This is a genomic window from Nostoc sp. NMS4, from assembly GCF_017115095.1.
Classification (GTDB): Bacteria; Cyanobacteriota; Cyanobacteriia; order Cyanobacteriales; family Nostocaceae; genus Nostoc.
Genome location: NZ_JABXKI010000289.1, coordinates 1 through 26,818 on the forward strand (window position 1 = coordinate 1; position 26,818 = coordinate 26,818).

Genomic DNA, 26,818 nt, shown 5'->3' on the forward strand with positions numbered 1-26,818 from the left:
GATGAACAACCAGATGGTAAACGTAAAGAAAATGCTCAAGATACTCGCATTGATTGGGGGAGAGTTGCTAGAAGATTTTTAGAGAATGAATAAGATTAAATCTCACGCAGAGGCGCAGAGGCGCAAAGAGTGGAGAGAGTGCAGATAATATGTACACTACTTGATAAGTAGCTGTAGTTATTCCCAGTCTTCGTATTTCAACCCGTCAATACGGCTAAACTCACGGGTGTTGTGGGTGATCAACGTGAGATCATTTGCTAAAGCGATGGCAGCAATTAACAAGTCATTTGCTCCAATTGGAGTTCCCAAAGTATCAAGACGAGCGCGAATCTTTCCACCAATTTTTGCTGCTTGACGATTTAGTGGTAAATCAGTAAACTCAGCAAATAAATTTTCCAGATGACTGAGGTTTATGTTAACATTTTTGCTTTTGTAAGCTCCATAATACAGTTCACTATAAACAACTGTACAGATGTAAATTTCTTTAGCAGGAATTGTCAGAATTTTTTGGGTAACAGGTGAATTTGATGAATTAAGAATTTGGATACACGCATTTGTATCTAAGAGGTAGGCCATTCAATCTCCTCCCTATTCTCAAAGGGAAGCTGTTCTGGTCGTTCAAGGGGTTCACCTTCCCAACTACCTATTACATTTTCTAAAAACCTATGAGAATACCCTAATTCTTGAGGTGTTTTGGCTGTAGTCTGTGATGATTCTGGGATCACAGGCTGGAAGACAATTACTACATCTAATTCTTGGTTAGCAATCTCAGGTGGAAGCTGAATTTGCAGAATTCCATCATCACCGATATGTGTTCTAATCTTGATACTTTCCATAACCTGACTCGCTAACTAGAACCCGATACCCCTATAATATCGAAATCATGCTTTATTAGCTTTAACCTTTCAGTAAAAGTGATTAAATCTCACGCAGAGACGCAGAGGTGCAAAGAGAGTTGTTATGATCATTCTCTGCGTTACTTTGCGTTGACTTAGCGTTCCTCTGCGTTAAAAAAATGACTAACATAATCTACCTTGATTACCACTCAACTACTCCCGTTGACCCCAGAGTAGCAGAAAAAGTCATGTACTATATGACTACTGCTTTTGGTAATGCTAATAGTGTAGATCATATTTATGGAGACGAAGCAGCAAAAGCAGTTAAACAAGCCCGTCAACAAATAGCAGAATTAATCAATGCTTCTGTCAAAGAAATTATTTTTACGTCTGGTGCAACAGAAAGCATTAACTTAGCAATTCAAGGACATATTAATCAACAAAATACTCCCGCGACAATAATTGTTTCCCCAGTTGAACACAAAGCAGTTTTAGATACCTGCAAAGTATTAGCCAAAAAAGGGCTTGCTGAAATAATTTGGTTAAATGTCAATCAACAAGCCCAAATTAATTTAGAACACCTAGAAAAAGTCTGCTCTGGCGGTGCTTCCTTACTCTGTGTGATGGCTGCTAATAATGAAGTAGGGACAATTTACCCAGTACAAAAAATTGGGGCGATCGCCTCATCCTACCATATCCCTTTCTTATGTGATGCTTCCCAAGCAGTCGGTAAAATTCTCCTCAATTTCCAAGACTGGGGTATTACCTATCTAGCGATTTCTGGACATAAACTTTATGCACCCAAAGGAGTTGGTGCATTAGTAGTGAGAAAAGGTCATTATCTTGAACCACTGATTTACGGTGGTGGACATGAACAGGGATTCAGATCGGGTACACTCAATGTCCCCGGAATCGCTGGCTTGGGGGAAGCTTGCAGATTGAGACAGTTAGAAATGGAAGCAGATGAAAATGCGATCGCACTTTTGCGAAATCAACTACAAAACTGGCTGCAAGCTCAAATTCCTGATTTACTAGTGAATGGAGACTTAAACAACCGTTTATCAGGTAATTTACATATTTCTATCCCTGACATCCCTAATAGTGCCATGATTGCTAGAGTCCGCCACCAATTAGCTATTTCTACAGGTGCGGCTTGTTCATCAGGTGTTGTTGCAGCATCTCACGTTCTGCAAGCTATGAATCTTTCAGAAAATATAATTGAGGGAGCGTTAAGAATCGGTATTGGGAAATTTACAACCAAAGCAGAAATCGAAAAAGCATCTTCTCTGCTCATCAGTGCAGTAAATGAAATTCATCAACTTTTCTAAAAATATACAAAAAAACGAATTATCGTCAATTGCTCTCCATATTATTTGAAAAATTTTCTAATGGTATGAGGTACAAAATGCAGGAATTAAAATCAGACATAAACAGTTTCTAACTCCTGCCTCCAAAACCGTAGCTTTGTACTTCATGCAAAAGAAAACTGCTGTAATTTGGCAAGGGACAATTATGATTTCACAAGTTGTCGATAGCGTTCTTGAACTTCCTGAATCGAAAACAAAGTTTCAAACTTCAACCCTGCTGACTGGTACAACTCACCTCCCCCTTGTTGTCTATCTACCAGTGAAATTATTTGATTTACGGTATAACCTGCATCTTTAAGACGCTCAACAGCTTTTAGAGCAGATTGCCCAGTTGTTACTACATCTTCCAAAACTACTACTTTTGCGCCCTCTGGTAAACTCGGGCCTTCTATATAAGCTCTTGTTCCATAACCCTTGGCTTCCTTGCGAATAATCAGCGCTGGTATTGGGCAGTTTTCATAAACAGAAACTATACTCACTGCTGTCACAATGGGGTCAGCCCCCATTGTTAAACCACCTACAGCCTGTGTATCTACAGGTAATAAAGGGAACAGCAACCGTCCGACTGCTAAAGCGCCTTGAGGATGGAGTGTTACTTGTGTCTTATTGACGTAATAAGAACTACGCAGCCCAGAAGAGAGGAGAAAATCACCCTCTTGATAGGCAAGTTGGCAAAATAAATCTAGTAGCTTGTGGCGCAAAATGGTCAAATCAGAAGTGGTTGCCCAAATATCCGAGTGGGTAAGAGTTTCAGTAGGATACGTCATTACAAAACATTAAAAGTTGTGCTACACCAAAGGTTGAACTCATTAGAGTTCTGAACTTCAGCATAAATTAAGATTCGCCCAAAGCAAAAGTTGAGGAGTTAGAAACGTGCGTATAAAATTTAAAACCCTTGGTGGTTTATTGGTGCTGCTTGCTGCTGGCATTGCTTTTCCCTCTGTTGCATCTGCCCAAACTGCAACACCCAATTCTGAAACTACAAATGATGTATTTGAACGAGCTTATTTTCGTCACGATCGCAATTTCTACGAAAATGGCAGCCTCAAACGTCAACTAGACTCATTTCTAGGATCTGGTTCCGGTTTCGGTGGTTCCTTCCCAGAAAATGAAATTGCCCACGATGCTGAGTTGGTTAATACTTTATATCATGATGCCCTGACTCAGCAAGTCGGCAACGATCCTTATATTCGTACTCCTGATTTACCAAATCCTTATGACACATCACTGCTCGTGTCTCCTCGCTATAGCAACAAACTCAAAGTAGGAACTGAATTCAGGTTTGAAACTTTACCCTCTCGGTAAGATTGGGGTGTGGGGAGTGGGGAGCAGGGGGCAGGGAGATGAGGGAGATGAGGGAGACAAGGCAGACAAGGGGACAAGGCAGACAAGGAGATAAATAAAACTCTTAACTCAGCACTCAGAACTCTTAACTCAGCACTCCTAACGCCCTCTATTGCTAATTTTTGATGATTCAGTGCGCCCTGCTGGAATCGAACCAGCCTGAAGACGAATTATGAGTTCGTTGCCTCCCCAATCGGCCAAAGGCGCTTGTTTTGTTGGGTTGTGGGTTCCTACGAGTAAATTACTTCAACTCTTAGGTCAACCTCATTTGCTAATTTTAGAGTGAGGAAAATACCTTATGCACTGAGTTTAGCCAATTCCATGAATATAGCACAAATTTACCACGTGTGAATACTGGACAATACTTTATTAGATTTTTATACTACATAATTTGATCATAGATATAGTGCAAACTAATATTGATTAAGTTCCTTTAAGGATTGAGGTCAAAAGCTTCACTATTCTTAAATAGACCAGCATTCTATTGTGATAGCTTGTCAGCGATGAAAATAAATTCTACTGTACTTCTTACTTTGATTTTGTTAATTCTGATGATGGGAGCAGGTTCTGTGAGCGCTTTTTTGGGCTTTGAACTGGGTAGTTCAGCACTTAAAGGTGTCACTACACCAGATGGACGACCCATAACCAAATTTGCCAGCAATAAGGCAAACAGCTCTCAACAGGGAGGGCTGGTGCTATTAAAAGAGGAAGAAATTCTGAAAATTGTCAAGGCGCGAATTGAGGGTAAGACTAAAGCCGCTAAATCGGAAAAGCCAGAGGAAGATGATGAAGAAACTAATACCAGCAAGCAAAAGCCAGAGGAAAAACCCCCAGAAGTAGTTGAAGAAAAGCCCCTACCAGGTTTTCCGGTTACTGCCCAAAGTCAGGGTGTAACAATGACTGTGCAATCTGCCCGCTACTCTGGCGGTGATTTACTACTGAAAGTGAAAATGCAGAACAAAGGTAAGGATTCTGTGCGCTTCTTGTATAGCTTTTTAGATGTTACCGATGACAAAGGACGAACCCTGAGTGCAAGTACAGAGGGTTTACCAACAGAATTGCCTGTAAATGGGCCAGCATTTTCAGGTACAGTGAGCATTCCCACAGCTTTACTTGATGATGTCAAGAAAATATCACTTGCTCTCACTGATTATCCCGCTCAACAATTGAAGCTAGAAGCATCGAATATTCCTGTAGAAAGGTAGAAGAGGCAATTTTAGATTTTAGATTTTAGATTTTAGATTGGAGATTTGGTACTAAGTAATTTAGCTAATCCCTAATACCCAAAACTTAATCCAAAATCCAAAATCCAAAATCCCTAAATGGAGGGCGTGAGTTTTACACGAGCTTTGGCAGTGAGTGGTTTTCCTAATTTAAGTTTGATAGAAGTGGCGCTGCGGTTATTGTCAGTGCTACTACTGATTGCCATAAATGCCTTTTTTGTGACGGCGGAATTTTCGATGGTGAGCGTGCGGCGATCGCGTATTCACCAGCTAGTTAAGGCTGGGGATATTCCAGCGATCGCAGTGGAAATGTTACAACGCAGTATTGACAGGCTGCTATCTACCACCCAGTTAGGCATTACCCTCTCTAGTTTGGCACTGGGATGGATTGGCGAAAGTACGATTGTTGTGCTAGTGAATGTCTGGTTAAGATCCTGGCCTCTACCCAGTGGGATGACTACCTTCCTCGCCCATTCCCTATCAATTCCCATCGCTTTTTTCTTAATTGCCTATTTGCAAATAGTGATCGGAGAATTATGTCCCAAATCCTTAGCCATGCTGTACTCAGAACAGCTAGCGAGATTTTTGGGGCCTCCGGTAAAAGCGATCGTGCGTTTTTTTGGCCCCTTCATCTGGATTCTTAACCAATCAACCCGTTTTTTATTGCGGATTTTTGGCATTCAATACACAGGTCAAGGCTGGCGACCGCCTGTAACTCCCGAAGAATTGCAACTGATTATTTCTACAGAATGGGGGTCTACTGGTTTACAGCGTGCAGAGCGAGAACTGCTCAATAATGTCTTCGAGTTTGGGGATGTCATGGCCCAAGATGTGATGATCCCGCGCACCAGTATTATCACACTGCCAAAAGATGCTACCTTCCAGGCATTACTCAGGGAAATGGCTTCTACTGGTTACTCTCGGTATCCGGTGATTGGTGAATCTTTAGACGATGTTCGCGGCATTGTTTATTTTAAAGATTTGGCACAACCTTTAGCTGTCGGAAAGCTCAGTTTAGAGACACAGATCCAACCTTGGATGCGTCCTGCGCGGTTTGTTCCAGAACACACGCCCTTGAGTGAACTTTTGCCCATGATGCAGCAAGAGAAACCCGCTATGGTCATGGTAGTAAACGAATTTGGCTCTACTGTAGGACTAGTGACAATCAAAGATGTGATTGCCGAAATTATTGGCGACCCCAGTGAACCTGAAGGCAGCGACGACTTACTGATTCAGATGTTAGATGAGCAAAAATTTCTGGTACAGGCACAAATCAACCTCGAAGACCTCAACGAAGTTTTGGATCTCAATTTGCCCCTGACCAGAGAATACCAAACACTAGGGGGCTTTTTGCTGTACGAATTACAGAAAATTCCGGCCATTGGCGAAACTTTCTGTTATCAAAATCTTGAATTCACTGTGATATCAATTGTTGGCCCGCGCTTGCATCAAATTCAACTGCGACGGTTAGAGCAGTTAGGAGTTGAGAGTTAGGAGTTATGAATTTTAACTCCTCACTCCTAACTCCTAACTCCTCACTCTTCAAGAAGCATACGCCAGTGGATCGACAAGTCCCAATTCGGCAAAAGCTGCTAGCCGCAAGCGACAAGAATCACATACGCCACAGGCGACATTTCCAGCTGCATAGCAAGACCAAGTTAGTTCCCAAGGAACTCCCAATTGGTTCCCCAGTTGGATGATTTCGGTTTTTTTCAGGTTGATTAGGGGTGCAACAATATTAATTGGTTGTCCCTCACGCCCTTGTTTGGTTCCCAGGCGAAAAACTTCTTGCATTGCTTGGATATAGTCGGGGCGACAATCAGGATATCCTGAGTAATCGAGGGCATTAACGCCAATATAGACACGCTCTGCTGCGATCGCTTCGGCGTAACCAAGAGCAAAGCTTAAAAAGATAGTATTACGAGCCGGAACATAAGTGACAGGAATATTTTGAGACATTTCATCTAGCGATCGCTCCTGGGGTAAATCAATGGCATTATCGGTAAGGGCCGAACCGCCCCATTGTCGTAAATCAAAATTTACCACCTGATGTTTTGCGATCGCAGCTTTTTGAGCCACACTGAACGCTGACTCTAACTCTCGTCGGTGTCGCTGCTGGTAATCAAAGGAAATAGTATGACATTCACAGCCATCAGCTTGAGCTTTGTACAAAATTGTGGAAGAGTCCAATCCCCCGGATAACAGAATTACAGCTTTCATCTCAGTTGCAAATTTTGGATTTCAAATCACTCAATCAAACCTTAACAAAATGCCAAAAAGCAATGCCAAGGATAATTTATACTTAGGTCTTACTGAAAATTTTAAAGTTAATAAAAAGACATATATTTTTGGAGAAAGTGCAAAATCCCAAGCAAACTCGAAATATCTATACAAAAGATATTTCGATTACGGGAACCGATCGCAAACTTTGAAATTCTTCATAAACATAGGCTCTATGTTACCATCTGGATGGTTTTAGACGGATCGTAACCGGCTTTCGAGTATAAACGCCAACGGCCGTAGCGTCTCTAAATTTGGTGGTTGAGGAGAGAATAATAGTGCAAAATAGCATGTCAGTGGCAAAACCGAATCCATATACACAGCGCAACCAGCCACGACCGATCCGCATAGGCGTGATTGGAGTGGGTAACATGGGACAACACCACGCTCGCGTGCTGAGTTCAATGAAAGATGTTGAGCTAGTCGGAGTGGCAGATATTAACGTCGAGCGAGGGTTAGAAACAGCCAGCAAGTACAAGGTGCGTTTTTTTGAAGATTACTGCGATCTACTACCCCTTGTGGAAGCAGTTTGTGTAGCTGTTCCCACCCGTCTGCACTATGCCGTGGGCATCAACTGTCTGTTAGCGGGAATTCATGTTTTGATTGAAAAACCGATCGCGGCCAGTATTTCTGAGGCAGAGTCTTTAGTAAATGCCGCAGCTGAGTCTGGGTGTATCCTGCAAGTAGGTCATATTGAGCGTTTTAACCCAGCTTTTAAAGAACTGAGCCAAGTGCTGAAAACAGAGGAATTGCTGGCGCTAGAAGCCCATAGAATGAGTCCTTACTCAGATCGAGCAAACGATGTTTCAGTTGTGCTGGATTTAATGATCCATGACATTGACCTACTTCTGGAATTAGCTGCTTCCCCAGTCACAAAATTGACTGCTAGCGGTACTCGTTCCCTAGACTCTGGTTATTTAGATTACGTAACCGCCACCTTGGGGTTTGCCAATGGTATTGTTGCTACTCTGACTGCCAGTAAAGTCACTCACCGCAAAATTCGCCGGATTGTCGCCCATTGCAAAAATTCATTCACTGAGGCAGATTTTCTCAAGAATGAAATTTTGATTCACCGACAAACCACTGCCAATTCTCTCACTGACCACCGACAAGTACTTTACAGACAAGATGGTGTAATTGAAAAAGTTTACACCAGCAATATTCAACCACTGAGCGCAGAGTTAGAACATTTTGTCAACTGTGTACACGGTGGCAATCAACCCTCAGTAGGTGGTGAACAAGCACTCAAAGCCTTGAGACTTGCAAGTTTAATTGAGCAGATGGCACTAGAAGATCGAGTTTGGAATCCCCTAGACTGGCAATCGGAACCAAGGGTACAATCTTTGACCCCGACAGCCTAGAAGAAGGGAAAAGGGAGACAAGGTGAAATTTTCTCCCTTTTCTCCCCGTGCTGCCCCACAGCCCCAACTTCAGCCGAAAACCTAGAGTATGTTTTTAAATTTGCCATCAAGTATTTAGATCCTTCCTAGTCGCTTTAAAAAACCGACTAAGGGGGATCTAAAAAATTAGAAAACAAAACCTAGTGGTCTGTCCCATTAATTTTGCTGGGTTAAGAAAACGAACCGCAAAGTACGCAAAGAGCGCAAAGTTAAGAGGTAAAGAAGATAAATTTAAAACTGATTCACCTCTCAAAACTTTTGGGACAGACTACTAGTGGTCTATCGCATTAATTTTGATGGGTTAAGAAAACGAACCGCAAAGTACGCAAAGAGCGCAAAGTTAAGAGGTAAAGAAGATAAATTTAAAACTGATTCACCTCTCAAAACTTTTGCGATAGTCCACTAGTGGTTCATCGCATTAATTTTGATGGGTTTGTAGTGAGTGATTTATCGCTCAATTTTAAGCACTGAAGTGCTTACTACAAACTTTTATAACCTATTATATTTAATGCGATAGACTACTAGTCCAGCAATTTCAGGAATTGACTTAATGCTTGAATGGATAACTAATACTATCAATTATTTTGGCTATTGGGGAATCGCTCTACTAATGTTTTTAGAGAACCTTTTTCCCCCCATTCCTTCAGAATTGATTATGCCACTGGCTGGATTTACAGCCAGCCCATATCAACCAGGAGGGGCAAAGCTGAATATTATTGGTGTATTTTTCGCAGGACTTTTGGGTTCTGTATTGGGCGCACTTATTTGGTACTATCCAGGTAAGTTTTTGGGCGAAACTCGTTTGAAAGCTTGGGCTGACAAGTATGGCAAATGGTTGGCTATATCCAGTAAAGATATCACCAAGGCGAAAGAGTGGTTTGACCGACGAGGTAGAACAGCAGTATTAATTGGTCGTCTGGTGCCAGGAATCCGCACCTTGATTTCCGTTCCCGCAGGTATTAGCAATATGCCTTTGCTACCATTTTTGGTTTACACAACATTAGGTAGCGCTGCTTGGGTGGGTTTGTTAACATACTCAGGATACATATTGGGTAGTCAGTATGAACTTGTGGACAAGTACCTTGCTCCTGTATCCAAAATCGTACTTGGCGGTTTGGTTCTAGCATTTGTTTTCTGGATATTCAAGCGCCAGTTAAGACGCACTAGAAGATAAAACACGGACGCTTTTGGTTTGAAAGCAGTGAAAGCAGGGGTTACATCTGGCCAAAATTCGCCTACACTATGCCAAATAATACTAGATGTGCGAAGGCATGAGCTTACCAGAGGTATCGTCGAAATTAATTTTTGGCGTATTTCTAGCTACACTTGACGCAACCTAGAATTTCTGGTTGCTCGCATTTTTGTAAGATGAGCATGACAACTTTTTACAGTTAAGTTTGAACTAGGAGCTTTCATGACAGACCAACCTTCCGCCGCTACCCCCATTAATGCTGCTGCTATACCCATGAATAGGGTATCGGCATCCACTCCTATCAATGCTGTTAATAATAATCCTCCCAAGACGGGCGGTGTTCCGGGAAAAACTATTCTCAGTGTTGATTTAGGCAGAACTTCCACAAAAACTTGTGTGAGTCGTGAACCCGGCAGTGTGGTGTTCGTACCTGCCAACGTCAAGCAGATGTCAATCGAACAAGTACGCGGTGGTGTTTTTGAAGCCAGAGCTACTGACCCCTTAATGGATTTATGGCTGGAGTATCAAGGAAATGGATATGCTGTTGGTCAACTAGCAGCCGATTTTGGGGCGAATCTAGGAGTCGGACAATCTAAGGTAGAAGCTGCACTGGTAAAAGTGTTAGCAAGTGCTGGCTACTTCAAACTCAGAGATGATATCTCAGTTGTACTTGGTCTGCCTTTTCTTTCCTTAGAGCAATTTGAAAAAGAAAAAGCACAGTTGATTAGCCAAGTAGGTGGGCCTCATGTGTTGAACTTCCGAGGCGAATCTGTGTCGCTGAACGTTAGTAAGGTATGGGTAATGCCAGAAGGCTACGGCAGCTTGCTGTGGTCTGAAGCTCAACCCAAGAAAAACCCTGGCAGTCCCGATTTTACAAAAATATCGGTGGCGATCGTCGATATTGGTCATCAAACCGTCGATCTTTTAATGGTAGATAACTTCCGTTTTGCCAGAGGTGCTTCTAAGAGCGAAGACTTCGGGATGAATAAGTTTTATGAATTGGTGTCTGCCGAAATCGAAGGAGCAGATAGTCAATCTCTAGCGCTGATTTCTGCTGTTAACAAACCCAGAGGTGAACGCTATTACCGTCCTAAAGGCGCTAGCAAGCCCACCAACCTAGATGATTTTCTTCCTAACCTTACAGAGATGTTTTCGCGCGAAATCTGTAGCCGTGTGCTAGCCTGGTTGCCAGAACGCGTTACCGATGTAATTCTGACTGGCGGCGGTGGTGAGTTCTTCTGGGACGACGTTCAACGTCTGCTCAAAGAAGCAAAGATTAATGCTCATTTAGCAGCACCTTCCCGTCAGGCGAATGCTTTGGGGCAGTATATTTATGGAGAGGCACAATTATCCTCCAATCGCGCTGCTAGGGCATAAAGCTGATGTTCCAATGGTCAAAAAAGGTAGTTAAATCCGTCACGTTCAACCCAGAGCTTGCTGATGAAAGCTTGTTAGCGCAAGTAGAAAGTTATTTGGAAAAACAACCAGACAAGACTTTCAGCGACCTCTGTAAAGAAGCCTTATGGCAATCTTTATGTGTACCGGAACCTGTACAACCTGCTCCACAAACAGCAGCAACAACACCGATTGATCAACAAATCGGTGAACTGCAACGTCAAGTGGCTGGACTTGAGGAACGTTTTTTTGCCAAGGGATCTAATCGTTTGGAGGCGATGGAACATCATCTACTGCAACTTTCTCAACAAGTCGCACAACTGGCGCTCATAGTCAACGATCGATCGTTCATTCCGTCTCCAAGTCAATTAGAAGTAGTAAATAATACTTCTTATACTGTTGCTACCCCTCCTCAAGAGGTTGACCCCGTAATCAGTCGCCTTAGTCAGTTTCTCGATGATTTTTAAGTAAAAATCAGGTTTGTGAGCAGTTTTTGCTCATATTAGCAATCCTTAATAGTGAATACTATTAAGGATTATTAATGTTTATATTTATTTGTAAATGCGATCGCGTCTCAAATTTTATCTGAAGATACGCCAGCAAAACACCTTTCTCATCAAAAATACAACCATACTTCCACCTATTACACCCGATATAGTCGATATACTCAAAAGAAAGAATCCTGGGAGATTTTGATGAAGACCAATAATTACTTTAAATATTTCATTTCGATTTTTACCTTCAATATTCAAAATTGCTATTGCCAAACCTTCATATCCTGCTATAGCCTCGATTAATAATCTAAACATTTCAATAACAAAATTGTTTTTTCTTGTAAGAATTAAAGAAGCTATTCCAGCAAAAATTCCTGCTAGAAAACATGGTATAATTATTATTGTGAGAAATATTAAAATCTCCAGAGTGTCTGGTGGTTCAAACAAAAATAATATCAAATTATTCATAGAGGTAAAAAATTTTTTAACACTCCAAAAGATTATTGATTATTTCCAGCTAAAAAAAATAAATCGCTCAACTATGACAGTTACTAAATCGTAACTAGATTGGGAAAGAATGCCACTACCACTAAACCAAAGCAAATCTATAGGACTAGTATTTGATTTTTGAAATGCACGTAGTGGACTGTCTAGGCAAAATAGTGCATTAGACGTAAACGTAGGTTGGGTTGCGCTCCACCCAACCCAACATATATCAGAATGTTGGGTTACGCAAAGCCTCCACCCAACCTACAATTTTTTTGCAACTCTGAAAAAATCAAATATTTGTCGGTTGGGTTTAACTTTATTCAACTAACAAAATCAAGGATTCTTAGTGTTTGGTTTTGTTCCTCTACCCAAGCTACCCCTAAATTTTAAAAAATTAATCACAAATTTTATATTGAATATTATTAGTACATATTTTTACTATATTCTTTTTTTACTCTGCACACTGTATAAATGCTAGAATCCTCAAGTAGACAGTTAGGATACCTAGATGCCAGTTGTAACTAACTCAATCAAGTTTGGTACAGACGGCTGGCGGGGCGTTATTGGTGACGAGTTCACCTTTGAACGTCTAGCCTTGGTCGCGCCAGTTGCCGCAAAAGTATTATACGATACATATTTTTCTACGGTTGGTAGCCGGACAATTATTGTCGGTTACGATCGCCGATTCATGGCTGAAGACTTTGCTCGTGCTGTTGCCGATACTGTCAGTGCTGTCGGATTTGATGTGCTACTGAGCGAAAGCTTTGCCCCAACCCCAGCTTATAGTTGGGCTGCAAAAGAACTCAATGCTTTAGGGGCGTTGGTAATTACAGCTAGTCATAATCCTGGTGCATATTTAGGGTTAAAAGTCAAGGGTTATTTTGGTGGGTCAGTACCGCCAGAAGTCACAAAAGAGATCGAAGATCAGTTGTCGGTGGGAGTACCACTAGCAGCTACCCCAGGTAAGCAAGAAAAATTCGATCCTTGGCCTAGTTATACCCAAGCGTTAGAAGGTAAAGTTGATATCGCCAAACTTCGAGAAGCGATCGCATCTGGTAAATTAACGTTATTTGCCGATGTCATGCATGGCGCTGCGGCTGGCGGATTGGCGAGACTACTAGGCAATCAAGTCAAAGAAATCAACTCAGAACGCGATCCCCTATTTGGCGGCGGTGCGCCGGAACCCTTGCCTAAATACCTTTCAAAGCTATTTAAAGTCATCAAGACTCACCGAGAAACCGATAAATCAGGTTTAACGGTGGGGTTGGTATTTGATGGAGACTGCGATCGCATTGCAGCAGTAGATGGAGAAGCCAACTTCCTAAGTTCCCAAGCCTTAATCCCGATATTAATCGACCACTTAACCTTGCGGCGCGGCTTTAGTGGGGAAATAGTCAAAACTGTTAGTGGTTCCGACTTGATGCCCCTTGTAGCAGCCCTACATAACCTGTCAATATTTGAAACAGCAGTTGGTTATAAATACATCGCCGACAGAATGTTAGTCGCAAAAGTCTTGCTAGGTGGCGAAGAATCGGGAGGAATTGGCTATGGTAGCCATATCCCTGAACGGGATGCCCTGCTGTCAGCATTGTACGTACTAGAGGCGATTGTAGAATCTGGTTTGGATTTAGGTGAGTATTATCGCCACTTGCAGAAACAAACAGGGTTTACCTCAGCATACGATCGCATTGATTTACCCTTAGCAAGTATGGAAGTGCGATCGCGTCTTTTGCAACAACTACAAAGTCAACCTTTAACGGAAATTGCAGGGTTAGCAGTAATTGATTGTCAAACAATTGACGGCTATAAGTACCGCCTTGCAGATAAAAGCTGGTTAATGATTCGGTTTAGCGGTACTGAGCCAGTTTTACGCCTGTACTGCGAAGCCCCGACAATTGAGCAAGTGCATCAAACTCTTGCTTGGGCGAAACACTGGGCAGAGTAAAATTAATTATTAGTCATTTGTCCTTTGTCTTTGGTAAATGACCAATGATTAATAACCCAATACAGTTCAGTTAAGCATTTCTCCCTTCTCTTTCTTCTCTTCCTTTGCGTACTTTGCGTCCTTGGCGGTTCGTTAAAAAAATTGACTTTGACAAAAAGTTAAGCCTTAACTGAACCGTATTGATTAATAACCAATGACCAATAACCAATGACTAATGACTAAATTACTTGTAGTAGCCACAGGAAATCCAGGTAAGGTGGGGGAAATGCAGGCTTATCTGGAAAATTCTGGTTGGGAATTAACCCTCAAACCTGAAGAATTAGACATTGAAGAGACGGGCGAAACTTTTGCCGCTAACGCTTGTCTGAAAGCGTCACAAATTGCTAAAGCTACGGGAAACTGGGCAATTGCTGATGATTCAGGTTTGCAAGTAGATGCTCTAAATGGCGCACCAGGGGTGTATTCTGCACGTTACGCCAAAACCGACTCAGAACGCATTGCTAGGATATTGAGCGAATTAGGGAATGAGGTAAATCGGCAAGCTCAATTTGTCTGTGCAGTAGCGATCGCTCGTCCTGATGGTGCGATCGTATTACAATCTGAAGGTATTTGTCGCGGCGAAATTATCCATGCGCCTCGTGGTGACAGTGGTTTTGGCTACGACCCAATTTTTTATGTCCAAGAGTTGCAATTGACCTTTGCTGAAATGACACGGGAATTAAAGCGATCAATTAGTCATCGAGGCAAGGCTTTTACAGCTTTACTTCCGCAACTAGAGAGAGTTGAGAGTTAGGAGTTGGGAGTTGGGAGTTATATCATGTCCGGTAAATCACTTACGATTAAACTCCGATTTTAATCCACCAATGAAAACCAGTTAACCCTTGAATAAAATCTTTCATTTGTAGCAGAGATTGGCATCTCTGAAATAAAACTTCCTCCAAATCATCTAGGCTTTTAAACGATTGATTGGCGTAGGCGTAGCCCGCCGAAGGCATCGCCAATCCCACAGATGCCCAACTCGTTATATCTTTTTACCAATGCGTAAATCCATGTTCTGCTGTAGCCCGTTATTTCCTCTACTTCAAGAGTTTTCTTTCCTTGCGCTAGTAACCATATAATTTGATACTGACGACTTTCTATTGCGTATGAAAGCGTGTTTGTAAAGCTGCTCTAATTCAGAGATATTTGAATGCTCGGCTATATTGATTCGTTTCGGCATAAGTCATATTTATACTCATTACTTTTATCGTAAGCGATTATGCGGACATGATATTATGCTAAATCTTTCTTCATTAATTCCTGACTCACAACTCATAACTTTTAACTCTTAACTCCTAACTTTTTTAACGTGTCGCGGAAGTCTCCACCTTCTCTGCGTTCGCGCAGCGTGTCGCAGACAGACGCTAACGCGAACAATGTACTCATAAGGTGGCGGGGGATGAGGATTACATCTGATATTGATTTCATGCAAGAGCAAAAACAAATATCAGATGTATGACGAATCCCTAATTATTTTGTTTGAGTACTTTATCATAATATGTATTTGTGGTAGAGTATTCCTATCAAGGAGGTAATGTTAAGTGTTGCACAAGGTTGTACAAGTCCGTTTATATCCGTCACTTGAACAGCAAACTCAATTAGCTCAAACTTTTGGGTGTGCTAGATGGTGGTGGAATTATGCTCTGAATAAATCTATCGAGACTTATAAGGAGACGGGTAAGGGACTTAGCCGTGTTGCACTTAACGCATTTCTTCCTGTACTCAAAAAAGCAGAAGATACTATTTGGTTGGCTGATTGTTATAGCCAAGTTTTACAGGCTACAACACTCAATTTGACCACAGCCTACAAAAACTTTTTTGAGAGCCGTGCTGGATTCCCTAAATTCAAATCTAGGCACAGAAAACAGTCTATCCAGTATCCTCAAAATGTCAAAATTGTAGATGGTAATGTCAAACTCCCTGGCAATATCGGGATAGTCAAAGCCAAAATACATAGAGCGATTGAGGGGAAAATCAAAACTGTTACTGTGAGTAGAACGCCTTCTGGTAAATATCTTGCATCTATCTTGACTGAAACAGAAGGAGAAAACCCGCGTTTTTCAGTTGGTAAAATTTACGGCATTGATTTAGGGTTGAAACACTTTGCAGTTGTTACCGACGGCGAAAAGGTTTCAAAATATGACAATCCTAAACATCTTGCCAAACACGAGAAAAACCTCAAACGCAAACAGAAAAAATTAGCACGTAAACAGAAGGGGAGTAAGTCAAGGAATAAGTATAGAAAAGTTGTTGCCAAGGTGTACGAGCGAGTTAGTAATTCGCGGCAGGATTTTCTACATAAACTTAGTTATAAGTTAGTCAGCGATAGCCAAGCTGTCATAGTAGAGAATCTTCATGTATTAGGCATGGTACGGAATCATAAATTGGCAAAATCAATATCTGATGTTGGGTGGGGAACATTCACTAATTTCTTAGCCTACAAGCTAGAACGCAATGGTGGTCAATTGATTGAGATTGATAGATGGTTCCCCAGTTCCAAACTCTGCTCTAATTGTTTTTATCAAATCAGTGAGTTGTCATTGGATGTCCGTGAGTGGACTTGTCCTCACTGCGGTACTCATCATGACAGGGATGGAAACGCAGCGAAAAATATTAGAGCAGAGGGTATCAGAATGCTTGCATTGAGCGCAGCCGAAATGATAAAGGCGGAAGGTTCAGCCGTCTCTGCTGTAGGAGGGGAGGTAAGTCCTAAACTTGGGCGAAAGTCTAAGTTTGGGCACTCCCCCGTGATTACAGAAGCTCCTAGTTCAGCTTTATGCTACTAGGAGTAGTTCACACCGCTTCTGTGTTCTTTTCGCCGGTGCGAATCCGAATCACTTGCTCAACAGGCGAGATGAAAATTTTACCATCACCGATTTCACCAGTGCGGGCAGCAGCAATAATTTTGTCTACCACCATATCAACCTGATTGTCGTCAACTACGATTTCCACTTTGAGTTTTTGCAGAAACTCAACAGTGTACTCAGAACCGCGATACCGTTCAGTTTGACCTTTCTGCCGTCCGAAACCCCGGACTTCAGAAACAGTCATGCCAACAATACCAGCGTTAACTAGGGCAATTTTCACCTCATCTAACTTAAACGGGCGGATAATAGCTTCTACTTTTTTCATCTTCTTGACTCCTGACTTTTACTAGCTTCGTTTATATATCTAACCAGATCCCCTGTCTGAAGCTGTAACTAGCAGTGCTTTTCCTAAAAAATATGTAATAATTACAACTTTTTTAAAGTGTAGATGCTTTACTTAAGGGTTTATAACATGAGAAGCGGCAAGGATTTATTAATTGGATAATCTTTAAGGTTCTAACATAAATGAAGTTGCTGTAAATTTACCATTTTATGTAGCTTTTCTAACCTAAAAATAGATCGTTTCCGCCATCTAGCTGATTTGTTCGGATATAGAAAGTGATTGCAGACAAATTACACGGTAGCCTGAAAGCCTTGTACTGCTGCTGACTGTGGGAATGTCAACTAACGTTTCTGATGTTCAAACAAGGGACGCACAATGAAATATCCAGCACTAAAGGCAGTCAGCATGATTAACAAGATGGTAATAATTAACCACCAACCGTTGATTCCCTTGGTCTCTGGCTCAGTAGTGGAATAATAACTTATTTGCTGCTCTTCTATAAAAACTGGTTCTGATATTGGAAAATTCATTTCCATTACAGGTGTAGGAAAGTCTTGGCGACGGCTTTTTTCGGGTGGTGCTTTGGGCGCAACAGATGGCCGCGAACGAGAAACCTGCTGAGGTGGACGCGATTGTGTTACTGGCTGTTTGGCGGCACTTTTAAAGTCACTAGAACCTTGGGTAGCTTGGCGATCGTTATGTGTAGCATGGGAATCCACAAAATTTTGCAAACGAGAAAAAGACTCAACGACTCTGGTAATTTCTTGACGTAATAGCTGATTTTCTTGTGCTAGTTGCTGATTTTGAGCGGTGAGTGTATTTAACCTCGCCTGTACTGCTTGCAACTCTGTTGACAATTCCCTGTATACAGATAGCGGTACAGAGGGAGGGTAGGCTTGAGTAGCCGATATTGGCGAATTCCTGTGAACAGAACCTATGGTTGTTCGCATCGGGGGCTTGGTATTAAAAATCAAGGTAATTAGATCGTACAGAGATGCTAACAGAGATAGTCACCCCTGAAACTATGCCCAAGAATAATAGAAAAATGTCGAAAGGGCAAAGATTTTTTATTTGGGCATTGGGAATTGGGCAAGAGGAGGCAGAAGGCAGGAGTTCTTTAATTTCGTAACAATGGGAAGAAATGTCCTACAGGGCCTTGCCCTTCGCCAATATCTAGGGCGTAAGTGAGTGCGGTAGTCACATACTCCTTTGCCAGTTGCACTGACTGCCACAAATCTTTTCCCTTAGCTAGATTAGCAGCGATCGCAGCCGATAATGTACAACCAGTACCGTGGGTATTTTTTGTCTCTACTTGCTGACAAGTCAAAACTTCCAGCTTGTCCCCATCAAACCAGATATCAACTCCACGCAAATTTCCCTGCATACCTCCGCCCTTGACTAAAACAACCTTCGTCTTTAAAGTCTTGTGAATAATTTCGGCAGCAGCTTGCATATCCTCCAAAGAATTAATTTGTAAACCGCTCAAAATCTCGGCTTCATAGCGATTGGGCGTAATCATAACTGCTTTGGGAATCAGGGTATGGCACAGAGTCTTCACAGCATCATCATCAATCAATTGCGCTCCGGTGCGTGACACCATTACTGGATCAACTACTAGATTCTTGATTTGTAAAGCTTCTACTTGTTGGGCAACAGCCAAGATAATTTCCTGATTGAGCAACATTCCCGTTTTAGCAGCTTGTACGCCAATATCTTCAACTACTGCCTGAATTTGCGCCACAACAGCCTCTGTCGGCATCGCATCAACCCTCTTGACTCCGAGAGTGTTTTGTGCAGTGACGCAGGTTATAGCACTAGTACCGTGGACACAGTGAAAAGCAAAGGTGCGTAAATCAGCCTGAATTCCTGCACCGCCACCGCTATCTGAACCAGCAATGGTTAAAGCAACAGGTATTCTGGAGTTTATTTCAGTGTTCATATTATGAAGATTAGGTAAGTTGGTGTCATCAAACCAAACTATCTCAAAGATTGATCCACTAGGCTAAAACCCTCTTACCTCCTGTGCGATCGCAATGACAAACATTGACACCGACCTGACTTGAGAGTGCTAGGGTCAAAAATACTAGTCCTTCTGGGTCTTAGTATATGCAGTTAATTGCTTGACTTCAAGAAAGCAAGCTACGTGTAGCGTCTTGTTAGAGAAGACATCGCTTCTTTAAAAATATTTCCAGAAACTTCATCAAATCCTTGTGCAAAGCGTTTTTTATCCCTATATCACTCTGAAAATTAATCGGACTCCAGCAGACACCTCCATAGTTTTTTTGACTTTGTTGTAAAAAATTTTACCATATTCAGGGTATTCCCTGATATCAAGTGCTATTTGTAAAGGTTAGTTTTAACTAAGTTCAGAAAGCTCAGTTACACCGCTTAAAACAGGTTCAACTAAGTTGTTACATTAGTCCCCTTAAGTTCAAGGGTCAACCGAACTAAAGTTTCAACCAATTTAACTTTGATTGCTTTAACTTTAAGTCCCCAGTTATCACTTAAGGGTGAATTTTACCATGCAGATTTGGCAACCTCTTAACCTAAAACAATGCATAACGTTCAGAGGAATTGCTATGCCAAATACGATTTATTTATCGAATACACGATCTAATCCGACTCCATCCAGTCTTGCTAAGAGGATATCTGACGACAAGTCTGGATGAGAAGCGTCTACGCGCTAATCGTCCAATTACCCTCAATAAAAATCTGACGATTGACGGTATTGATATTCCTGGTTTAACCATCAACGGTTGACAGAAGAAAAAGTTTTCAGGTTGACAACAGCGTTTTTATAATCGACGCGATTTTAAGTCGCGGTCGAACAACTGTGACTGTCCTAAACAGTGCAGATAGATGACTCATTCAAATAACTACTTTAGCAACTGAAGAAAGTTGCACAGATTGTACTACCAAATTCACCTTACACATATTAGGAGTAAACAAATGGCTGGCAAAACATACTACGTTTCTGGAACAGGCAGTGATAGAAATAATGGCTTAAGTGAAGGATCGGCATTTCTCAACTTGGGTAGAGCCGTGTATGAAATGAAAGCTGGCGACACACTCTACATCATGAATGGAAATTATCAAACCAAAGGGATTACGCTTTTTAACTTGAATGGCTCACCAGATAACTGGACAACAATAAAAGCTTATCCAGGGAGTACACCTACGATCACAACAACGGGAGGTGGCATTAATATATTTAGTTCATCCTACGTGCGGATTGAAGGACTTGATATCGAAGGCAATCGAGAAAACGTCACTCTTGAATATGCCTTACAAGAGAAGGATAACCTTAATAACCCCTTAACTAATAGTAATGGAATTGCTATTAATGCATGGACAAACAATGAAGGTGTAGGTGGTACTAATCCCCATCATATTGTCATCACTGGTAACAAAATCCGTAACTTTCCAGGAGGAGGCATAGCATTCAGTAATTCAGACTACATCACTGTTGAGAAAAACATTGTGTCTGGAAACGCTTGGTATTCGCCTCACGGCAATCAGGGAATCACCTCTCTCCGCAGTTTTAATTTTGATAACAATACTACTGACTACAGAATGATTTTTCGAGACAACATTGTCTACGATAACCAAAGTCTAGTTCCGTGGAAAGAAGCTGGCAAAATCACCGAGGGACATGGGATTATGCTTGATACTACCAATCTCACCAGAGATAATGTGCCTTATACTGGTAAGGCATTAATTGCAAATAACATCACCTACAACAATGGAGCTGGAGGCATTGAAGTTTTCAAAGCTGCCAATGTGGATGTTATCAATAACACGGCTTACCAGAATGGTCGGGTTCTTACAGGTGCTGGAGAGATTGGTATTCTTTACTCAGACAATGTACGTGCTTACAACAACATCTTGTACGCAAGCGACAATCAAAATGCTAACAGTGTTAGGTATTCCACAAATGTAACTTTCGATCGCAATCTTGTTTATAACTCGAACCTATTCCAAGCTTCAGATAATTTAAACGCTACAGGGTTGCAGAATATTTTGGGTCAAGATCCTCAATTTGTTGATGCAGACAACAGGAATTTTGCCCTCAAACCGGGAAGTGTTGCGATCGATGGTGGTTCTAATGCCTTTAATAGCGCCACTAAGAGGACTCCTCAGGATGGTGATGGTAATGGCAGTATAGTCGTTGATATTGGTGCATACGAAGCTCCCCGCAACTCTACCAAAAACCCAGAAATTCAAGTTCTTAATGGCACTCTTAACATTACAGATGGTAGTACAGCCATTGACTTTGGCGAGATGCTTGTTGGTGAACCCTTGACCAAAACCTTTACCATCAAGAACACCGGTATAGCTGTACTCAACCTGAGTAATCTGAAACTTCCCGACGGATTTAGTTTGGTCGGAACTCTTCCAACGAGTGTAGCTGCTAATGCTTCCACTACTATATCGGTGGCACTCAATCCCACTACACCCGGTATCTATAGTGGCAGCTTCACTTTAAACAACAATGATACTAATGAAAGCCCCTTTGACTTTGCCATTAGTGGTACTGTTAATGCCCCAGAAATTCAAGTTCTCAATGGCAGCGTTGATATTACAGATGGCAGCACCACCGCCATTAACTTTGGCGAAACGACTGTTGGTGACACCTTGACCAAAACCTTTACCATCAAGAACAGTGGTACAGGCGCACTCAAGCTGAGTAATCTTAAACTTCCAGACGGATTTAGTTTAGTCGGGACTCTTCCAACGAGTGTGGCTGTTAATGCTTCTACCACCATATCGGTGGCACTCAACCCCACTACAGCCGGCACTTATAGTGGCAGTCTCCTTTTAAACAACAACGATATTAATGAAAGCCCCTTTGACTTTGCCATTAGTGGCACTGTTAGACCCGCTCCTGCCCCAGAAACTCAAGTTCTCAATGGCACTGACCACAATGATACCTTTGTGATCCAACGAGGCGATGGCAACTACAGCATCACCAACTTTGGTGGTGTAGGTACTACCTCAAACCCTTCGGCTGCGGTGGTTGCCAAGATAGACACCTTGCAATTTACTGGGACTGAATTGACTGCGAGAAATCTGCAATTAACTCAAAATGGCAACAACTTAGAAGTCACCTTTGGAAATGTGGCTAATACCAAAGTCACCTTGCAAAACTTTAAGTTAGAAAACCTAGATAACTTAGCCGCATCGACAACAAGACCAGCCATCGGCAATATCATATTTGACGGAGAAGCTGGTGTTACCAAAAGCTTTGATGTGATTAATGCCAACTCCTCTCAAACGTATGTTTCTACCGCAAACACTGTCACTTTCCTCAATGACTTGAACAATAACATTAGTGGTTTTTACAGTTCTAACGATGTGATCAATGGTCAAGGGGGTAATGATACCATCAATGGCAGTGGTGGTGACGACCTGCTGCGGGGTGGCACTGGCAACGATCTTCTCATTGGTGGACAAGGCAATGATACTCTTGTAGGCGGTGCAGGTGCTGACTCTTTCCTCTACGACACCAATGCTGGCTTTAACAGCACTGTTGTGGGTATTGATACCATCGCTGACTTCAATCGTTCTAGTGGTGACAAGATTGTTCTTGATAAGACCACCTTTGGTGCGATTACTTCTGTTGTGGGAACAGGTTTTAGTAACGCTAATGATTTTCAAGTCACCAATTTAGGGGCACTTAGCAATGCTGCAATTGTCTACGACTCTATGACTGGGCAGTTATTTTACAATCAAAATGGTAGCGTTGCTGGTTTCGGTAGTGGTGGTCAATTTGCACAACTTACTGGTAGACCCACTCTTACTGCTTCTGACTTCATCATTCAAGCATAGTTGGGTCGGCTTAACTGAATGAAAAATGAATGTAGAGACTTAGCACTGCTAAGTCTCTACAAGGGTTTTGAATAACGCATATTTAATTTATGGAAAGGGCTGTATCTTAACTTAGTGTCATTCAACCATGAATAATGTCACCACTAGCGATCTAACTTTTTTACCTCGTTCCCAGCCTCCAGGCTGGGAATGTATTACGAGAGGCTCTGCCTCTGGTCAAGCTACTGGAGGCGGAGCCTCCCAGAATGGGTTCCCAGCCTAGAGGCTGGGAACCAGTCAGGTCAAGGGCTGTATCTTAACTTAGTGTCATTTAACCATGAATAATGTCACCACTAGCAATCTAACTTTTTGACCAGAAATAGCCGTATTCTCTGGAACTCCTAGTTTCGTTACAATCAGTGTGGGCATTAGGCATTCAAGAGTTATCAGCCATGAAATTGATTTCCGATCCACCGATTCCTGTAAAAATTCAAAAAATGAAGGAACGGGTGCGGTGGATGCATCCAAGTTTTGTGCAACGGGGAATTGACCAAACCAGTATAGTTATTGACGATCGCAACCAAGATAATCCAGAATTTTCCTTTATGGCGATCGGTGATTCCGGTACTCAATCCCATTATCGACAGCACCCCCAACGAAAAGTTGCCGAACTGATGCTGACTCACCGCGATGATTGCAGCTTTGTGTTGCACACTGGCGATCTAATCTATGTGGTGGGTTCCCAAGAATATTATTCAACAAACTTTATTGAGCCTTACCGGGAATTTCTTGTCGGTGGCGACAACCCGAAAAGCATTCCTTATGACCGCATGGTGTTTAATCTGCCGTTCTTGCCAGTACTCGGTAATCATGATTACTACGATGTCCCGTTGATGTACCGTTTATTTACTGGCACAACATCGTCACTACGTAACTTATTCCGCTACAAAGACATCGAGATTGGCTGGCATGGATCGTACCAAGGTAATGCTTATGCACGAGCATTTATGGACTATACTCAGGCGATGTCTCCACAAGAGTTAGAAGGTCATTTAGATCGGCACTACACTGCTAAGACTGACACAGGGCGGTGTTTGCGTTATGAACCTGGACAGTTTACCCGCTTACCCAATCGCTATTACACCTTTCGTTACGGCGGGATTGACTTTTTCGCATTGGATTCTAATACCTTTAATACACCTTCACCCTTACCTGCAACTCAAGAGGGGGAAATTTACCGCCAGGAATTGCAAAAGCGTCGCCATGAGATCGATCGAGAAGAATTGCAGATTTTGAAAATATGCGATGGACTCAACCCAGATAAACCCAGCGAAGCGGAACAACTTGATGACCTCAGTGCCAAATTAGACCAAATAAACGAGATTAAAATCGATATTGAAAAACAACTAGCATCTCAGAAAATACCTGCGATCGACTTTGAACAACTTGAATGGTTGCGAAGCAGATTAATTGAATCTTGGAACACTTCCCAAGTGCGCGGACGTGTAATCTTTTTCCACCATCCTCCCTACGTCACAGAAGCTACCAAGTGGAATCAGGCTCAAACCTTGGCAGTTCGCCACCGCTTACGCTGGGTGTTTGAACAAGTGGCAGAAAATCTTGGTTCCCTAATTAAAGAACGTCCCATAGTCGATTTGATTTTAAATGGTCACGCTCACTGTTTGGAGCATCTTTGCACAACTGATACCGGATTTGCAGACTCGCACATTAACTGTATTATCTCTGGTGGCAGTGGTCATCGTCCCCGCTATCAACGGCGAGAAGGGACTGAATTGATGGAAACCTTTACTGAGATTGCAGGTAAACCCACTCGGAAAGTTGCAGATTCAAAGCTTTTTGTGGGTCGTCATGACTACAATTTTCAGAACCGACTGCCTTATTCATGTGTGCGGATTGATGTTCTGGATGGTAGCCCACCGAAGTTTATCATCAGACCATTGATTACTGAACGGGTTGAACAACAGTGGCGTAACACGGAACTTGAACCTTTTGTGATTTAAACGGGATGCGAAAATTGTGGATTATATTACAATTTAATACCAATTCAATTAATGATTGCCACACATCCTTGGTTAAAGACAAAGACGCGATGAATTGTGAATCGAAGACAAATGGTGTTTTTTCAAATTGGTATAAAATCTAAAATTCTTACTCCCCACTCTCTTTTAGCAAATGCACCTTTGCATTGGGACAAAAGCTAGGTATATCCTAATCTTGAATAGAGTTTTGATAATTTCAAATTATGGCAGGACATAGTAAATGGGCAAATATTAAGCGCCAGAAAGCGGTAGTAGATGCAAAAAAGGGAAAAACCTTCACTCAGTTATCGAGGGCGATTATCGTTGCGGCTAGAAGCGGCGTACCAGATCCGGCGCTAAATTTTCAACTTCGGACGGCAATTGACAAGGCAAAGGCTGCGAGTATCCCCAATGATAATATTGAACGAGCGATCGCTAAAGGTGCAGGTACTTTTGGCGGCGATAATACTACCTTTGAAGCGATTCGCTATGAAGGTTATGGCCCTTGTGGTGTAGCGATTTTAATCGAAGCCCTCACAGATAATCGCAATCGCACTGCTGCTGACTTGCGTGTAGCTTTTAGTAAAAATGGTGGCAATCTTGGCGAAGTAGGTTGCGTTAGCTGGATGTTTGAACAAAAAGGCGTTTGTGTAGTAGAGGGTGTGCTTGACGAAGAACAGCTTTTAGAAGCATCCCTCGAAGGCGATGCCCAGTCTTATGAGATGATTGAAGATGAGATGGCTGAGGTATTTACTGACATTGCAAATTTAGAAACCCTTAGTCAAACACTCAAAGATCGAGGCATTAAGGTAACTGATGCCGAATGGCGCTGGATTCCTAGTAATAGTGTAGAAGTTACCGATCCCGATCAGGTGCGATCGCTTTTCAAGTTAATTGATACTCTAGAAGGCTTGGATGATGTGCAAAATGTCACAGCTAACTTTGATGTATCAGAAGAATTGATGGCTATCAGCATTTCTTAATCAAATTTAATACAGAGATCATAGCCAAATTCCAATTATTTGGAGCATGCCCAAAATGTTACATTTAAGCTAGAAATGCCAGTAAGTATTTTTTAGCTAAGTATTTCATGTAAATCCACGTAAGTCATAAGTTTGACGGATGTAAAAATAGACATGAAAGATTCATCTCAATTACAAACTTATGACATACGCCTATTGGATAGTTAAGTTGTTGATTACCTGATGAGGATTTTCAAGTGAATAAATTCGCTAAAGCTTTACTTTTGGCTCTAATCTTTGCTGCACCCGTAACCGCTTTTGCATCTCAAGCCCAAGCTAGAACTATCCATCATAGTAGGGTAAAAGCTGCTAAAGTTCATCACAAGACACATTACAAGACACACTACAAGCGTCATGCTAAAAATCTAGCTCCTAAAACTCATTCATAAATAGTTAAGTTACTATTAGTCGTAAAAGTTTCTAGTAGCTCTGTAATAAAGTTTAGTGTTGGCTTATCTGAAAAATAATTGTATTTTTTAACCCCGTTGGAATCCCTACCAATCAACGGGGTTTTTTTAATTAATACCAATTCTGTATGAAGATGCACCAAACTATATGAGGAACGAACCGCATTCGCGCAGCGTCTCGTCAGAGAAGGGCGCTAAGGACACAAAGAAAGAAAGAAAATTTGGCGCAGCCTCACAAAGAAATGGTATAACTTGCTCAAGGGTGCGATCGCATAAAAATCTTACCTATATTAAATCAAAATATAATACTAAAAAAAATGATTCTCCAACCATCCAAATTTAGTTTTCAAAACATATATGAAAGCAGACTATTTAGAAGAATCGCTTC

The 26,818-nt window shown here is 41.8% G+C and carries 26 protein-coding genes, 1 tRNA gene and 1 pseudogene; 17 read left to right on the plus strand and 11 right to left on the minus strand.

Features of this window, described 5'->3' with window-relative positions:
* Nucleotides 1-177: 177 nt before the first annotated feature.
* Both HWQ37_RS27075 and HWQ37_RS27080 read right to left on the minus strand, forming a co-directional pair.
* Nucleotides 178-576 (minus strand): type II toxin-antitoxin system VapC family toxin, encoded by a 399-nt coding sequence (locus HWQ37_RS27075; RefSeq protein ID WP_292753425.1) that lies wholly within the window; start codon nucleotides 574-576, stop codon nucleotides 178-180.
* A complete protein-coding gene (locus HWQ37_RS27080) occupies nucleotides 561-836 on the minus strand; it encodes a hypothetical protein (RefSeq protein ID WP_292753428.1) in 276 nt (91 codons plus the stop codon). The genes HWQ37_RS27075 and HWQ37_RS27080 overlap by 16 nt, the downstream gene beginning before the upstream one ends.
* Nucleotides 837-1,015: 179 nt before the next feature.
* Between HWQ37_RS27080 and HWQ37_RS27085 the strand changes: the two genes are divergently transcribed.
* Nucleotides 1,016-2,164 (plus strand): cysteine desulfurase family protein, encoded by a 1,149-nt coding sequence (locus tag HWQ37_RS27085; protein WP_292753431.1) that lies wholly within the window; start codon nucleotides 1,016-1,018, stop codon nucleotides 2,162-2,164.
* A 182-nt stretch (nucleotides 2,165-2,346) separates the two neighbouring features.
* Here the strand turns inward: HWQ37_RS27085 and pyrE are convergent, their stop codons facing one another.
* Nucleotides 2,347-2,970: an orotate phosphoribosyltransferase gene (gene pyrE, locus HWQ37_RS27090; RefSeq protein ID WP_292753433.1), complete on the minus strand. Its 624-nt coding sequence runs from the start codon at nucleotides 2,968-2,970 to the stop codon at nucleotides 2,347-2,349.
* Nucleotides 2,971-3,076: 106 nt separating this feature from the next.
* Here pyrE and HWQ37_RS27095 point away from each other — a divergent pair, with 106 nt between their 5' ends.
* Complete coding sequence (locus HWQ37_RS27095) at nucleotides 3,077-3,508, plus strand: hypothetical protein (protein WP_292753436.1); 432 nt, start codon at nucleotides 3,077-3,079, stop codon at nucleotides 3,506-3,508.
* A gap of 173 nt (nucleotides 3,509-3,681) precedes the next feature.
* Here HWQ37_RS27095 and HWQ37_RS27100 read toward each other — a convergent pair.
* Nucleotides 3,682-3,754 (minus strand) — tRNA-Ile (locus HWQ37_RS27100).
* 296 nt (nucleotides 3,755-4,050) lie between these two features.
* On the opposite strand from HWQ37_RS27100, the gene HWQ37_RS27105 reads away from it, so the two are divergent.
* A complete protein-coding gene (locus tag HWQ37_RS27105) occupies nucleotides 4,051-4,752 on the plus strand; it encodes a hypothetical protein (protein ID WP_292753439.1) in 702 nt (233 codons plus the stop codon).
* A 117-nt stretch (nucleotides 4,753-4,869) separates the two neighbouring features.
* On the plus strand, nucleotides 4,870-6,264 hold the full coding sequence (locus HWQ37_RS27110) for a hemolysin family protein (RefSeq protein WP_292753442.1): 1,395 nt from the start codon (nucleotides 4,870-4,872) through the stop codon (nucleotides 6,262-6,264).
* A 48-nt stretch (nucleotides 6,265-6,312) separates the two neighbouring features.
* Here HWQ37_RS27110 and queC read toward each other — a convergent pair whose 3' ends face one another.
* A complete protein-coding gene (queC, locus tag HWQ37_RS27115) occupies nucleotides 6,313-6,990 on the minus strand; it encodes a 7-cyano-7-deazaguanine synthase QueC (RefSeq protein WP_292753445.1) in 678 nt (225 codons plus the stop codon).
* A 338-nt stretch (nucleotides 6,991-7,328) separates the two neighbouring features.
* Here queC and HWQ37_RS27120 point away from each other — a divergent pair, with 338 nt between their 5' ends.
* From HWQ37_RS27120 to fcmC, 4 genes are all read left to right on the plus strand, one after another.
* Nucleotides 7,329-8,411 carry a Gfo/Idh/MocA family protein gene (locus HWQ37_RS27120; protein WP_292753447.1) on the plus strand — a complete coding sequence of 361 codons (1,083 nt, stop codon included), beginning with the start codon at nucleotides 7,329-7,331 and terminating at the stop codon, nucleotides 8,409-8,411.
* A gap of 589 nt (nucleotides 8,412-9,000) precedes the next feature.
* Entirely contained in the window at nucleotides 9,001-9,624 is a 624-nt protein-coding gene (locus HWQ37_RS27125) for a DedA family protein (RefSeq protein ID WP_292753449.1), read from the plus strand.
* A 240-nt stretch (nucleotides 9,625-9,864) separates the two neighbouring features.
* On the plus strand, nucleotides 9,865-11,019 hold the full coding sequence (gene fcmB / locus HWQ37_RS27130; protein ID WP_292753452.1) for a filament morphology actin-like protein FcmB: 1,155 nt from the start codon (nucleotides 9,865-9,867) through the stop codon (nucleotides 11,017-11,019).
* Between the two features lie 5 nt (nucleotides 11,020-11,024).
* Nucleotides 11,025-11,504, plus strand: a complete 480-nt coding sequence (gene fcmC, locus HWQ37_RS27135; RefSeq protein WP_292753455.1) for a filament morphology membrane protein FcmC — start codon at nucleotides 11,025-11,027, stop codon at nucleotides 11,502-11,504.
* A 114-nt stretch (nucleotides 11,505-11,618) separates the two neighbouring features.
* On the opposite strand, the gene HWQ37_RS27140 is transcribed toward fcmC, so the two are convergent.
* The gene (locus HWQ37_RS27140) at nucleotides 11,619-11,999 is read right to left on the minus strand and encodes a hypothetical protein (protein ID WP_292753458.1); all 381 of its coding nucleotides are present in this window, start codon (nucleotides 11,997-11,999) and stop codon (nucleotides 11,619-11,621) included.
* A 529-nt stretch (nucleotides 12,000-12,528) separates the two neighbouring features.
* Between HWQ37_RS27140 and HWQ37_RS27145 the strand changes: the two genes are divergently transcribed.
* A complete protein-coding gene (locus tag HWQ37_RS27145) occupies nucleotides 12,529-13,965 on the plus strand; it encodes a phosphoglucomutase/phosphomannomutase family protein (protein WP_292753461.1) in 1,437 nt (478 codons plus the stop codon).
* 214 nt (nucleotides 13,966-14,179) lie between these two features.
* Nucleotides 14,180-14,758 carry an RdgB/HAM1 family non-canonical purine NTP pyrophosphatase gene (gene rdgB / locus HWQ37_RS27150; RefSeq protein WP_292753464.1) on the plus strand — a complete coding sequence of 193 codons (579 nt, stop codon included), beginning with the start codon at nucleotides 14,180-14,182 and terminating at the stop codon, nucleotides 14,756-14,758.
* Nucleotides 14,759-14,804: 46 nt separating this feature from the next.
* On the opposite strand, the gene HWQ37_RS27155 is transcribed toward rdgB, so the two are convergent.
* Together HWQ37_RS27155 and HWQ37_RS27160 are read right to left on the minus strand one after the other, a co-directional pair.
* Nucleotides 14,805-14,960, minus strand: a complete 156-nt coding sequence (locus tag HWQ37_RS27155; RefSeq protein WP_292753493.1) for a hypothetical protein — start codon at nucleotides 14,958-14,960, stop codon at nucleotides 14,805-14,807.
* Nucleotide 14,961: 1 nt separating this feature from the next.
* Nucleotides 14,962-15,184: pseudogene (locus HWQ37_RS27160) on the minus strand (helix-turn-helix domain-containing protein); the annotation flags it as partial.
* Between the two features lie 361 nt (nucleotides 15,185-15,545).
* On the opposite strand from HWQ37_RS27160, the gene HWQ37_RS27165 reads away from it, so the two are divergent.
* Nucleotides 15,546-16,790, plus strand: a complete 1,245-nt coding sequence (locus HWQ37_RS27165; RefSeq protein WP_292753466.1) for an RNA-guided endonuclease TnpB family protein — start codon at nucleotides 15,546-15,548, stop codon at nucleotides 16,788-16,790.
* A 7-nt stretch (nucleotides 16,791-16,797) separates the two neighbouring features.
* Here HWQ37_RS27165 and HWQ37_RS27170 read toward each other — a convergent pair whose 3' ends face one another.
* From HWQ37_RS27170 to thiD, 3 genes are all read right to left on the minus strand, one after another.
* Complete coding sequence (locus HWQ37_RS27170; protein ID WP_012410794.1) at nucleotides 16,798-17,136, minus strand: P-II family nitrogen regulator; 339 nt, start codon at nucleotides 17,134-17,136, stop codon at nucleotides 16,798-16,800.
* Nucleotides 17,137-17,495: 359 nt separating this feature from the next.
* Nucleotides 17,496-18,104 (minus strand): hypothetical protein, encoded by a 609-nt coding sequence (locus HWQ37_RS27175; RefSeq protein ID WP_292753469.1) that lies wholly within the window; start codon nucleotides 18,102-18,104, stop codon nucleotides 17,496-17,498.
* Between the two features lie 167 nt (nucleotides 18,105-18,271).
* Nucleotides 18,272-19,093 carry a bifunctional hydroxymethylpyrimidine kinase/phosphomethylpyrimidine kinase gene (gene thiD / locus HWQ37_RS27180; RefSeq protein ID WP_292753472.1) on the minus strand — a complete coding sequence of 274 codons (822 nt, stop codon included), beginning with the start codon at nucleotides 19,091-19,093 and terminating at the stop codon, nucleotides 18,272-18,274.
* Nucleotides 19,094-19,728: 635 nt separating this feature from the next.
* On the opposite strand from thiD, the gene HWQ37_RS27185 reads away from it, so the two are divergent.
* The 6 genes from HWQ37_RS27185 (at nucleotide 19,729) to HWQ37_RS27210 (ending at nucleotide 26,412) form a co-directional block, all read left to right on the plus strand.
* Entirely contained in the window at nucleotides 19,729-19,914 is a 186-nt protein-coding gene (locus tag HWQ37_RS27185) for a hypothetical protein (RefSeq protein WP_292753475.1), read from the plus strand.
* Between the two features lie 189 nt (nucleotides 19,915-20,103).
* Nucleotides 20,104-22,983, plus strand: a complete 2,880-nt coding sequence (locus tag HWQ37_RS27190) for a choice-of-anchor D domain-containing protein (protein WP_292753478.1) — start codon at nucleotides 20,104-20,106, stop codon at nucleotides 22,981-22,983.
* 127 nt (nucleotides 22,984-23,110) lie between these two features.
* Nucleotides 23,111-23,245, plus strand: a complete 135-nt coding sequence (locus HWQ37_RS27195; protein WP_292753482.1) for a hypothetical protein — start codon at nucleotides 23,111-23,113, stop codon at nucleotides 23,243-23,245.
* Between the two features lie 169 nt (nucleotides 23,246-23,414).
* A complete protein-coding gene (locus tag HWQ37_RS27200; RefSeq protein ID WP_292753485.1) occupies nucleotides 23,415-24,983 on the plus strand; it encodes a metallophosphoesterase in 1,569 nt (522 codons plus the stop codon).
* A 242-nt stretch (nucleotides 24,984-25,225) separates the two neighbouring features.
* Nucleotides 25,226-25,984, plus strand: coding sequence for a YebC/PmpR family DNA-binding transcriptional regulator (locus tag HWQ37_RS27205; protein WP_292753488.1), 759 nt, complete (start codon nucleotides 25,226-25,228; stop codon nucleotides 25,982-25,984).
* Nucleotides 25,985-26,220: 236 nt separating this feature from the next.
* The gene (locus HWQ37_RS27210) at nucleotides 26,221-26,412 is read left to right on the plus strand and encodes a hypothetical protein (RefSeq protein ID WP_292753491.1); all 192 of its coding nucleotides are present in this window, start codon (nucleotides 26,221-26,223) and stop codon (nucleotides 26,410-26,412) included.
* Nucleotides 26,413-26,818: the final 406 nt, after the last annotated feature.

Bases quoted from the DNA above. Each gene is read 5' to 3' on its own strand.
- HWQ37_RS27075 (WP_292753425.1), bottom strand. From the start codon at position 576: ATGGCCTACCTCTTAGATACAAATGCGTGTATCCAAATTCTTAATTCA.
- HWQ37_RS27080 (WP_292753428.1), bottom strand. From the start codon at position 836: ATGGAAAGTATCAAGATTAGAACACATATCGGTGATGATGGAATTCTG.
- HWQ37_RS27085 (WP_292753431.1), top strand. From the start codon at position 1,016: ATGACTAACATAATCTACCTTGATTACCACTCAACTACTCCCGTTGAC.
- pyrE (WP_292753433.1), bottom strand. From the start codon at position 2,970: ATGACGTATCCTACTGAAACTCTTACCCACTCGGATATTTGGGCAACC.
- HWQ37_RS27105 (WP_292753439.1), top strand. From the start codon at position 4,051: ATGAAAATAAATTCTACTGTACTTCTTACTTTGATTTTGTTAATTCTG.
- HWQ37_RS27110 (WP_292753442.1), top strand. From the start codon at position 4,870: ATGGAGGGCGTGAGTTTTACACGAGCTTTGGCAGTGAGTGGTTTTCCT.
- queC (WP_292753445.1), bottom strand. From the start codon at position 6,990: ATGAAAGCTGTAATTCTGTTATCCGGGGGATTGGACTCTTCCACAATT.
- HWQ37_RS27125 (WP_292753449.1), top strand. From the start codon at position 9,001: ATGCTTGAATGGATAACTAATACTATCAATTATTTTGGCTATTGGGGA.
- fcmB (WP_292753452.1), top strand. From the start codon at position 9,865: ATGACAGACCAACCTTCCGCCGCTACCCCCATTAATGCTGCTGCTATA.
- fcmC (WP_292753455.1), top strand. From the start codon at position 11,025: ATGTTCCAATGGTCAAAAAAGGTAGTTAAATCCGTCACGTTCAACCCA.
- HWQ37_RS27140 (WP_292753458.1), bottom strand. From the start codon at position 11,999: ATGAATAATTTGATATTATTTTTGTTTGAACCACCAGACACTCTGGAG.
- HWQ37_RS27145 (WP_292753461.1), top strand. From the start codon at position 12,529: ATGCCAGTTGTAACTAACTCAATCAAGTTTGGTACAGACGGCTGGCGG.
- rdgB (WP_292753464.1), top strand. From the start codon at position 14,180: ATGACTAAATTACTTGTAGTAGCCACAGGAAATCCAGGTAAGGTGGGG.
- HWQ37_RS27155 (WP_292753493.1), bottom strand. From the start codon at position 14,960: ATGCCTTCGGCGGGCTACGCCTACGCCAATCAATCGTTTAAAAGCCTA.
- HWQ37_RS27170 (WP_012410794.1), bottom strand. From the start codon at position 17,136: ATGAAAAAAGTAGAAGCTATTATCCGCCCGTTTAAGTTAGATGAGGTG.
- HWQ37_RS27175 (WP_292753469.1), bottom strand. From the start codon at position 18,104: ATGCGAACAACCATAGGTTCTGTTCACAGGAATTCGCCAATATCGGCT.
- thiD (WP_292753472.1), bottom strand. From the start codon at position 19,093: ATGAACACTGAAATAAACTCCAGAATACCTGTTGCTTTAACCATTGCT.
- HWQ37_RS27190 (WP_292753478.1), top strand. From the start codon at position 20,104: ATGGCTGGCAAAACATACTACGTTTCTGGAACAGGCAGTGATAGAAAT.
- HWQ37_RS27195 (WP_292753482.1), top strand. From the start codon at position 23,111: ATGAATAATGTCACCACTAGCGATCTAACTTTTTTACCTCGTTCCCAG.
- HWQ37_RS27200 (WP_292753485.1), top strand. From the start codon at position 23,415: ATGAAATTGATTTCCGATCCACCGATTCCTGTAAAAATTCAAAAAATG.
- HWQ37_RS27205 (WP_292753488.1), top strand. From the start codon at position 25,226: ATGGCAGGACATAGTAAATGGGCAAATATTAAGCGCCAGAAAGCGGTA.